At 43.6% G+C, this 10525-nt stretch carries 10 protein-coding genes and 1 tRNA gene; 7 read left to right on the plus strand and 4 right to left on the minus strand.

The window, feature by feature from the left end; all coding sequences use genetic code 11:
- Positions 1–12 precede the first annotated feature (12 nt).
- Positions 13–1368 carry a serine hydrolase gene (locus SB658_RS12465; protein WP_144500517.1) on the minus strand — a complete coding sequence of 452 codons (1356 nt, stop codon included), beginning with the start codon at positions 1366–1368 and terminating at the stop codon, positions 13–15.
- A gap of 148 nt (positions 1369–1516) precedes the next feature.
- The gene (locus tag SB658_RS12470; RefSeq protein WP_029946010.1) at positions 1517–2068 is read right to left on the minus strand and encodes a C1q-like domain-containing protein; all 552 of its coding nucleotides are present in this window, start codon (positions 2066–2068) and stop codon (positions 1517–1519) included.
- 678 nt (positions 2069–2746) lie between these two features.
- Here SB658_RS12470 and sacB point away from each other — a divergent pair.
- From sacB to SB658_RS12500, 6 genes are all read left to right on the plus strand, one after another.
- Positions 2747–4168, plus strand: a complete 1422-nt coding sequence (sacB, locus tag SB658_RS12475) for a levansucrase (RefSeq protein WP_014480964.1) — start codon at positions 2747–2749, stop codon at positions 4166–4168.
- A gap of 73 nt (positions 4169–4241) precedes the next feature.
- Positions 4242–5792: a 2,6-beta-fructan 6-levanbiohydrolase gene (levB, locus tag SB658_RS12480; protein ID WP_049140396.1), complete on the plus strand. Its 1551-nt coding sequence runs from the start codon at positions 4242–4244 to the stop codon at positions 5790–5792.
- Positions 5793–5898: 106 nt separating this feature from the next.
- Complete coding sequence (gene aspP, locus SB658_RS12485) at positions 5899–7461, plus strand: aspartate/proton symporter AspP (protein WP_003228228.1); 1563 nt, start codon at positions 5899–5901, stop codon at positions 7459–7461.
- A 94-nt stretch (positions 7462–7555) separates the two neighbouring features.
- Complete coding sequence (locus SB658_RS12490; RefSeq protein WP_186437834.1) at positions 7556–8140, plus strand: TetR/AcrR family transcriptional regulator; 585 nt, start codon at positions 7556–7558, stop codon at positions 8138–8140.
- An 82-nt stretch (positions 8141–8222) separates the two neighbouring features.
- Positions 8223–8558 (plus strand): SMR family transporter, encoded by a 336-nt coding sequence (locus SB658_RS12495; RefSeq protein ID WP_014480966.1) that lies wholly within the window; start codon positions 8223–8225, stop codon positions 8556–8558.
- Entirely contained in the window at positions 8558–8878 is a 321-nt protein-coding gene (locus tag SB658_RS12500; protein ID WP_003228222.1) for a QacE family quaternary ammonium compound efflux SMR transporter, read from the plus strand. The genes SB658_RS12495 and SB658_RS12500 overlap by 1 nt, the downstream gene beginning before the upstream one ends.
- 35 nt (positions 8879–8913) lie before the next feature.
- Here the strand turns inward: SB658_RS12500 and SB658_RS12505 are convergent, their stop codons facing one another.
- Both SB658_RS12505 and SB658_RS12510 read right to left on the minus strand, forming a co-directional pair.
- A complete protein-coding gene (locus SB658_RS12505) occupies positions 8914–9426 on the minus strand; it encodes a DUF3231 family protein (RefSeq protein WP_014478056.1) in 513 nt (170 codons plus the stop codon).
- A gap of 155 nt (positions 9427–9581) precedes the next feature.
- Positions 9582–9657: transfer RNA gene (locus SB658_RS12510), tRNA-Arg, on the minus strand.
- A 269-nt stretch (positions 9658–9926) separates the two neighbouring features.
- On the opposite strand from SB658_RS12510, the gene clpP reads away from it, so the two are divergent.
- Positions 9927–10520, plus strand: coding sequence for an ATP-dependent Clp endopeptidase proteolytic subunit ClpP (gene clpP, locus SB658_RS12515; protein ID WP_003228214.1), 594 nt, complete (start codon positions 9927–9929; stop codon positions 10518–10520).
- The last annotated feature ends 5 nt before the right edge of the window (positions 10521–10525 follow it).

Below are 10525 nucleotides of genomic sequence, written 5' to 3' on the forward strand. Positions count from 1 at the left end.
ATTCATTCCTTTCTACTTCGTACGGACCGCTTCTTCCTCTGAGCCATCCTCATAGAGGATAAAGCTTTTCGCAGCATCCACACCTAATGTAAACTCGACTTCAACAGACAATGCTCGCAGAAAGAAACGGGTTTCCGAAGAAGGAAATAACTCCAGTCTCAGCTGTCCGGCGATCTCCAAATAAAGCCGTTCATTCTCGGCAGTCACCTGTGCAGCCGTCCCATCCTGCAACAGGTAGCTGCCAACATAGCGGCTGTATATCGCCGTATCAATTGCTTTTTTCTTTTTATCAGCAGGACGTTCCGGGACCTCATATGGCTGGCCAAATAGAATATGTTCCGCCGCCTTCAGAATCGCTTGTTCATATTCAGTATCCTCTTCCTTATTACTCAAATAGATCAGTGTTTTACGATGATCGATATATCGGATCATCAACGTCGAATAGCCGGGCCACCCTCCGCTGTGGCTGACAATCCGCCCTTTTTCAGGACTGTTTTGCAGTACCCAGCCAAAGCCATAATCAATTGTTTCTCCATTGTTGAGGCGCACTGGAGAAAACGCAGATTCCTTAGAAGCCTTGCTGATGAAATCGTCCTGATATAAAGCCTGATCAAATCGAAACAAATCGCTTGTGACAGAGTTCACCGTCCCATCTCCCTGTATGCCATCGAGATACACAACATAGTTCGTTTCCTCCAGCTCATCAGGGAGGACGTATGTTTCGGAATGTACATCATACACATATCCATATGCATAATGATCAATTCGCTCAGGCGAAAGCCTCCTGTTATACACTCTTGTTTCATTCATGCCTGCCGGTAAAAAAATACTTGTTTTCATAAAATCCGCATAGCTCATGCCAGATGCTTTTTCAATGATAACCGCCAGCAGCACATACCCCGTATTGCTGTACATCCAGCCTTCATTCGGTTCAAAATAACCAGATAGCCCCTCATTCATCAGCATATCGACAATATCCTGATTCACCGCAATCTTGTGCGGATCCCAATTAGCAAAAAACCAACCCATATAATCAGGAAGCCCTGACGTATGGTTCAATAAATGCCGAATCGTTACACCCTGGTACGGAAAACCGGGCAGCCAGCGATCCACTTTATCTTCATAGCCAAGAATCCCCTTCTCCTCCAGCAAGATGATTCCCAATGCTGTAAAAGGCTTTGACAAAGACGCTAACTCAAACAAAGAGTTGGTTTTCAACGGGCGTTTTTCCGTCATTTCCGCATAGCCAAAAGAGTGGTGATATAAAATATCGCCACCCTCCGCAGCTAGAACCGTCCCGTTAAACTGATGTTTTTCGCCTAATGTCTCAAATAACGTCTGAAGATTCTTTCTTTTATTCTGCTTCATTCCTCCACCTCCCATATCTCTGTACGTTACTAACCTACTAACGTTTCAAATATTTTGAAAACAATAAAAAAAGCTGATTAATCCTCAAATAGGAAAAATCAACTTTAATATAGCGGTATTAGATCTGCATGAATCAAAAAATCCTCTTTTATGAAGTCGGAGAAGGAACTCTAGCGGCTGCAAAATGGGTTCTCGTAGTCGCTTGAATGACTCCTGCGGCAGTACTCCTCATTGCAACTGTCACCGTATCTCCGGCGTTTAACTGAAGAATTTCCGTAATGGCTACGACAGCGGGGAGATTCCCTGCTTGAAATTGGTTATTTCCGCCGCCTACCACATCTTGATTCACGAGAAATACGACTTCTAAGTTGAAGCCAACATTCGCATTCGCTTGAAATTCAACTGATGCATTAAGAGAATACACGCCTGCTGTTCTCGGGGAAAATGTAGATGTGCCGGGGTTATATTCATTCGCCAAATCAAATTGGACATTTTGAAAAAGAACTCCGCTGGCTGCATTTGCAGCAACTGACAGATTCATATTGCTGGTGGCTCTGAAAGCAGAAATAGGCTGGTTCGTCATTGGTGCGAAGGACTGGTTTTGTTGAGCTGATGGGGTATTTCCATTTGTGACACTTGGTGATAAAAGAGGTTCCGGTCGATCGTTCCTCTTAATCCATTTAGTTGGCCGGGGCTGCATAACTTTTTCCTCCTTATAAGCCTTACGCTTCTATCATTTGTTTGCTAGTTAATACATTATTATATTAATCGTTACAGACATTGAAACGGTATCTGCCCGACTGTATAAAAATAGAAATCACAGCAGCATGTTCCCAAAACAGATTACTGCTTTTGATCCAAGAGGCATGCTTCATCAAGGCATCAGACGATCTTATATGAAAGACCTCAGTTAGAGATCCTTTTTAACCCATCACATATACCTGCCGTTCACTACTATTTAGTGAAATGAGATATTATGATATTTTCTGAATTATGATTAAAAAGGCAACTTTATGCCCATGCAACAGAAGCTATAAAAAATACGGAGAATGAAAAGAAACAGATAGATTTTTTAGTTCTTTAGGCCCGTATCCCGCAAATCCTTTTATGATTTTCTATCAAACAAAAGAGGAAAATAGACCAGTTGCAATCCAAACGAGAGTCTAATAGAATGAGGTCGAAAAGTAAATCGAGCGGGTTTGTTACTGATAAAGCAGGCAAGACCTAAAATGTGTAAAGGGCAAAGTGTATACTTTGGCGTCGCCCCTTACATATTTTAGGTCTTTTTTTATTGTGCGTAACTAACTTGCCATCTTCAAATAGGAGGGCTGGAAGAAGCAGACCGCTAACACAGTACATAAAAAAGGAGACATGAACGATGAACATCAAAAAGTTTGCAAAACAAGCAACAGTATTAACCTTTACTACCGCACTGCTGGCAGGAGGCGCAACTCAAGCGTTTGCGAAAGAAACGAACCAAAAGCCATATAAGGAAACATACGGCATTTCCCATATTACACGCCATGATATGCTGCAAATCCCTGAACAGCAAAAAAATGAAAAATATCAAGTGCCTGAATTCGATCCGTCCACAATCAAAAACATCTCTTCTGCAAAAGGCCTGGACGTTTGGGACAGCTGGCCATTACAAAACGCTGACGGCACAGTCGCAAACTATCACGGCTACCACATCGTCTTTGCATTAGCCGGAGATCCTAAAAATGCGGATGACACATCGATTTACATGTTCTATCAAAAAGTCGGCGAAACTTCTATTGACAGCTGGAAAAACGCTGGCCGCGTCTTTAAAGACAGCGACAAATTCGATGCAAATGATTCTATCCTAAAAGACCAAACGCAAGAATGGTCAGGTTCAGCCACATTTACATCTGACGGAAAAATCCGTTTATTCTACACTGATTTCTCCGGTAAACATTACGGCAAACAAACACTGACAACTGCACAGGTAAACGTATCAGCATCAGACAGCTCACTGAACATCAACGGTGTAGAGGATTATAAATCAATCTTTGACGGCGACGGCAAAACGTATCAAAATGTACAGCAGTTCATCGATGAAGGCAACTACAGCTCAGGCGACAACCATACGCTGAGAGATCCTCACTACGTAGAAGATAAAGGCCACAAATACTTAGTATTTGAAGCAAACACTGGAACTGAAGATGGCTACCAAGGCGAAGAATCTTTATTTAACAAAGCATACTATGGCAAAAGCACATCATTCTTCCGTCAAGAAAGTCAAAAACTTCTGCAAAGCGATAAAAAACGCACGGCTGAGTTAGCAAACGGCGCCCTCGGCATGATTGAGCTAAACGATGACTACACACTGAAAAAAGTGATGAAACCGCTGATTGCATCTAACACAGTAACAGATGAAATTGAACGCGCGAACGTCTTTAAAATGAACGGCAAATGGTACCTGTTCACTGACTCCCGCGGATCAAAAATGACGATTGACGGCATTACGTCTAACGATATTTACATGCTTGGTTATGTTTCTAATTCTTTAACTGGCCCATACAAGCCGCTGAACAAAACTGGCCTTGTGTTAAAAATGGATCTTGATCCTAACGATGTAACCTTTACTTACTCACACTTTGCTGTACCTCAAGCTAAAGGAAACAATGTCGTGATTACAAGCTATATGACAAACAGAGGGTTCTACGCAGACAAACAATCAACGTTTGCGCCAAGCTTCCTGCTGAACATCAAAGGCAAGAAAACATCTGTTGTCAAAGACAGCATCCTTGAACAAGGACAATTAACAGTTAACAAATAAAAACGCAAAAGAAAATGCCGATATCCTATTGGCATTTTCTTTTATTTCTTATCAACATAAAGGTGAATCCCATATGAACTATATAAAAGCAGGCAAATGGCTAACAGTATTCCTAACCTTTTTAGGAATATTGCTGTTTATCGACTTATTTCCAAAAGAAGAACATGACCAAAAAACAAAATCAAAACAGAAGCCGGACTACCGGGCGGCATATCATTTTACGACGCCGGATAAATGGAAAAATGACCCTCAAAAACCGATCTATTTTGATGGCAAGTATCATTATTTCTATCTATATAACCGGGATTACCCAAAAGGCAACGGCACAGAATGGCGCCATGCCGTCTCAGAGGATTTGGTGCACTGGACCGATGAAGGCGTGGCGATTCCGAAATATACAAACCCGGACGGTGACATTTGGACCGGTTCCGTCGTGGTTGATAAAGAGAACACAGCCGGCTTCGGGAAAAATGCGCTTGTCGCGATTGTGACACAGCCCTCAGCCAAAGACAAAAAACAGGAGCAATATTTGTGGTACAGCACAGACAAAGGAAAATCATTCAAATTCTACAGTGGCAATCCCGTTATGCCTAATCCGGGCACAGACGATTTCAGAGATCCGAAAGTCATATGGGATGACCAGGATAACAAATGGGTCATGGTCATGGCTGAAGGATCAAAAATCGGCTTTTATGAATCCGATAATCTTAAGGACTGGCATTACACAAGCGGATTCTTCCCAGAACAGGCGGGAATGGTGGAATGTCCCGACCTCTACATGATGCGGGCAAGCGACGGAACGAATAAGTGGGTTCTCGGTGCCAGCGCGAATGGCAAACCGTGGGGCAAACCAAATACGTACGCCTACTGGACCGGAAGCTTCGACGGAAAAGAATTCAAAGCGGATCAGACTGAAGCCCAATGGCTTGACTATGGCTTCGACTGGTATGGCGGTGTGACGTTCGAAGACAGCAAAAGCACAGATCCATTAGAAAAGCGGTATGCGCTTGCCTGGATGAACAATTGGGATTATGCCAACAACACCCCGACAATGAAGAACGGCTTTAACGGCACAGATTCTGTCATACGCGAACTCCGGCTGAAGGAGCAGGATGGAACATACAGCCTCGTCTCACAGCCGATTGAAGCTTTGGAGCAGCTGACTGTTTCAACTGACGAAATAGAGGATCAGGATGTGAACGGATCAAAAACATTGTCGATAACAGGTGATACGTACCAGCTTGATACGGATCTTTCTTGGTCAGAGCTAAAGAATGCAGGCGTCAGGCTCAGAGAATCAGAAGACCAAAAACGCCATATTGATGTCGGTATTTTCGCTGAAGGCGGCTATGCTTATGTCAATAGAGCAGCCACAAATCAGCCTGACAAAAGCAATACCTATGTCGAAAGCAAAGCTCCTTATGATGTAAGCAAACGTAAGGTGCATTTGAAAATACTTGTCGATAAAACAACGATAGAAGTATTTGTTGGCGACGGGAAAACCGTTTTTTCAAATGAAGTCTTCCCAAAGCCTGAAGATAAAGGAATTACCCTTTATTCTGACGGCGGCACAGCCTCCTTCAAAAATATAACAGTGAAACACTTTGATTCGGTTCATGAATAAAAACAGGGGTAGCGCAGGCTGCCCTGTTTTTTTATTAGGAGCGGTATTCTCTGTTACATATTGGGCATTGTAAGAAATATAAGGCTGGTTTCAAAGGAGGAAGCGAATGTCTAAACAAGGAAATTTTCAAAAATCAATGTCGCTGTTTGATCTGATTTTGATTGGGATGGGAGCCATCTTTGGATCAGCGTGGCTGTTCGCTGTCAGTAATGTCGCTTCAAAAGCAGGGCCCTCCGGCGCTTTTTCCTGGATCCTCGGAGGAGCCATTATTTTGTTAATCGGGCTCGTATATGCAGAGCTCGGAGCCGCTCTGCCCCGTACCGGAGGCATCATTCGATACCCCGTTTATTCACATGGCCACCTTGTCGGCTACTTAATTTCGTTTGTCACGATTGTCGCTTATACAAGCTTGATTTCAATTGAAGTGACAGCTGTGCGCCAGTATGTGGCCTATTGGTTTCCCGGCCTGACCATTAAAGGGTCTGATTCACCGACCATTTCCGGCTGGATCTTGCAGTTTGCCCTATTATGCTTGTTTTTCCTGCTGAATTATTGGAGCGTCAAAACCTTCGCTAAGGCGAATTTCATCATATCGATTTTTAAATATATTGTGCCGATTACCATCATTATTGTGCTGATCTTTCATTTTCAGCCGGAGAATTTATCCGTTCAAGGATTTGCACCGTTTGGATTTACAGGTATTCAGGCTGCCATCTCGACAGGCGGCGTCATGTTTGCGTATCTCGGCCTGCATCCGATTGTATCTGTAGCAGGTGAAGTCCAAAATCCAAAACGCAATATCCCGATCGCTTTAATCATTTGCATCATCGTTTCAACCATCATTTATACTGTTTTGCAGGTCACCTTTATTGGTGCAATCCCGACAGAAACACTGAAACATGGCTGGCCGGCAATTGGCCGGGAGTTCTCATTGCCGTTTAAGGATATTGCGGTCATGCTCGGGTTAGGCTGGCTTGCAACGCTTGTCATTTTAGACGCCATTCTGTCTCCTGGTGGAAACGGGAATATCTTTATGAATACGACATCCCGCCTTGTTTACGCCTGGGCGCGTAACGGCACATTATTTGGCATATTCTCAAAGGTCAATAAAGATACGGGGACACCCCGCGCTTCGCTTTGGCTTTCGTTTGCCCTGTCCATTTTCTGGACACTTCCCTTTCCTTCGTGGAACGCGCTCGTCAATGTCTGTTCAGTCGCGCTCATTCTTTCATATGCGATTGCACCCATTTCTTCAGCTGCGCTGAGGGTCAACGCGAAGGACTTAAACAGGCCGTTTTATTTAAAGGGAATGAGCATTATCGGGCCGCTTTCCTTTATATTTACAGCGTTTATCGTGTACTGGTCAGGATGGAAAACAGTCTCCTGGCTGCTCGGTTCACAGCTCGTGATGTTTTTGATCTATCTCTGTTTCAGCAAATATACGCCTAAAGAAGATGTCAGCCTCGCTCAGCAGCTGAAATCAGCCTGGTGGCTTATTGGGTTTTATATTATGATGCTGATCTTTTCCTACATCGGTTCTTTCGGACATGGTTTAGGGATTATCAGCAATCCCGTCGACCTCATTTTAGTCGCGATCGGCTCACTTGCGATTTATTACTGGGCAAAGTATACCGGGCTCCCAAAAGCCGCCATTGATTACGATAAATAAAGAAGCAAGAGGTTTTCTTGCTTCTTTATTCTTTACAAACATACATACACGCGATAAAATGAATGATAGTCAGTCATTATCGGAGGTGTTCCTCATGCCAAAACAAACATCGGGCAAATATGAAAAAATTCTGCAGGCTGCCATAGAAGTCATTTCTGAAAAAGGCCTCGACAAAGCTTCTATTTCTGATATTGTCAAAAAGGCCGGCACTGCCCAAGGAACATTCTATTTGTATTTCTCATCTAAAAATGCCCTCATACCGGCCATTGCAGAAAATCTTCTCACCCATACACTTGATCAAATCAAAGGTAGGCTGCATGGGGACGAAGATTTTTGGACCGTTTTAGATATATTAATTGATGAGACATTTCTCATTACAGAACGCCATAAGGATATTATTGTCCTCTGTTATTCCGGGCTTGCGATCGACCACTCCATGGAAAAATGGGAGACGATCTATCAGCCTTATTATTCCTGGCTTGAACAAATCATCAACAAGGCCATTGCAAACCATGAGGTAACGGAAGGAATCAATTCAAAATGGACGGCCAGAACGATTATCAACTTGGTCGAGAATACTGCGGAACGATTCTATATCGGATTTGAACAAGATGAAAATGTTGAAGTGTATAAAAAGGAAATTTTTTCTTTCTTAAAACGGAGTTTAGGCACAGCTTAAAAAATGACTGGGTAACACCGCTCATTTTTTAATGTCTTAAAAATGACTGACGTTCATTCATAAAAATAGAGAGGTGTTTCATTTGAATTGGGTTCTTGTTTTTATTGCAGGGCTTTTAGAAGTTGTTTGGGCCTCTTCCCTCAAACATGCCGATTCGCTTTTGGATTGGATCATCATTTTTATCTTAATCGCGGTCAGCTTTATCCTGTTGATCCGCTCTTATCAAAAAATCCCGATGGCCGCGGCGTACACTGTGTTTGTCGGAATCGGAACCGTCGGAACATATCTGACTGGAATTGTTCTGGGCGAATCCTTCTCAGCAGCCCAAATGTTCTTTTTAGCTTTATTGCTGGCTGGCATTTTAGGAATGAAATTATTTACGAAAGAAAGCAAATCTCAGCCGGGAGGTGAACAATAATGGCATGGTTTTTATTAGTGATTGCCGGCATAGAAGAAATTATAGCTGCCATTGCCATGAAATATATAGACGGAACAAGAAAAAAATGGCCGATCATTGTGATGACTGTTGGATTCGGCTTATCCTTTTACTGCCTGTCCCAAGCGATGATCGTCCTGCCTGCCGGAGTCGCATATGCCGTCTGGACTGGCATTGGAAGCATTGGTGTTTCGGCGGTCGGGCTCATTTGGTTTAAGGAGCGGTTTCAGCTATCACAGGTGATTTCACTTTGCCTTATCCTAGCCGGCGTCATCGGCCTGCGTCTTACGTCATCTTCATAAAATCAAGGCATATACAGCTGTATATGCCTTTGCCATTAAGCTTCGTGATGTTTTTGAAGATGAAGCGGCGGCGGGATAAGCCAGCCTTTGTTTTTTAGCAGCCTTAAGTATTTTGCGCCGGTTGCCGCTTTCGACATATGAAATTGCCCAAACATCATGGCAATATCCTCACGAATCGATTGCCCCATCATTTTGCTGCATGTCACAAGACCTGCAGCATTTTGTGCTGCCGCGGAGGCCGCCACATCCGGATCGAGAAACCGTGCGCCAGGCGGAATATCGTTAAGATCTGCTGTCGGCGGTTCAGGAGAAGCCGGCGGCAGCGCCACCCCGTTTTCTTTCAGGATCGTGCTGACCTGCTTGATTTCATCTTGGCATTTCTCAATAGACTCACGAAGCAGCTTCTTCAGGTCGTCATCACCGACATGATTCAATAGCATTTGGTAATTGCCGACCATTTTATTGCCCGCCATCACATAACTCCATAAGCCGAATACCTCACCATAATGCATCGGTTCATCCTGCGGATTTCCGCTTAAAATACCCATGTTCATCCTCCTCGCAAATTCAATATCGCACACATTCCATAACGTGCCCGAGAGAAGGAAAATTTATGTTTCAGCGTGAGAGATTTATGAAACAAAACAAAAAAGACAAGAGCGGCAAATCGCCAAACCCTTGTCTTTCCTGTTGTTCTATTGGACGCGCTCGGAGGGATTCGAACCCCCGACAGACGTGGTACCGGAAACCACCGCTCTATCCAACTGAGCTACGAGCGCAGAATGACTGCGTTATGAGAACGTCAGCACAACTAATTATACGATAATTCCATTCAAATAACAACCCTCTATTTCGAGAGGCCGTTTTTTAAATAGACAAAGCATCTTAATTGGCAATCTGACATACGATGGTTTGAACCCCTGTATTTTTGGGGAAAATGGGAAAAAGAGACGACTTTGCATATCAGGCCAGCTTTTTGTTTGACCTTTATTGACCAAAAATGTATCATGTAACTACATACTTACCTAAAAGGTGAAGGAGGAGCATTATGAATTTAATACCTACAGTCATTGAACAAACGAACCGCGGAGAAAGAGCGTATGACATTTATTCTCGTCTATTAAAGGATCGTATCATCATGCTTGGATCTGCGATTGATGACAACGTTGCGAACTCCATCGTGTCACAGCTGTTATTCTTAGCAGCAGAAGACCCTGAAAAAGAAATTTCTCTTTACATCAACAGCCCGGGCGGCTCTATTACAGCCGGTATGGCGATCTATGATACCATGCAGTTTATTAAGCCGAAGGTATCTACAATTTGTATCGGTATGGCTGCGTCAATGGGCGCGTTCCTGCTTGCAGCCGGGGAAAAAGGCAAACGCTATGCACTTCCAAACAGTGAAGTCATGATTCACCAGCCTCTTGGCGGTGCGCAAGGTCAAGCGACAGAAATTGAAATTGCTGCGAAACGCATTCTCTTGCTTCGCGACAAATTAAACAAAGTCCTAGCTGAACGTACTGGCCAGCCGCTTGAAGTGATCGAACGTGACACAGACCGTGATAACTTCAAGTCTGCTGAAGAAGCGCTTGAATACGGCCTGATTGACAAAATTTTGACTCACACAGAAGACAAAAAGTAATAACA

The sequence above is a fragment of the Bacillus sp. SIMBA_008 genome, from assembly GCF_046535495.1.
GTDB classification, from domain to species: Bacteria; Bacillota; Bacilli; order Bacillales; family Bacillaceae; genus Bacillus; species Bacillus subtilis.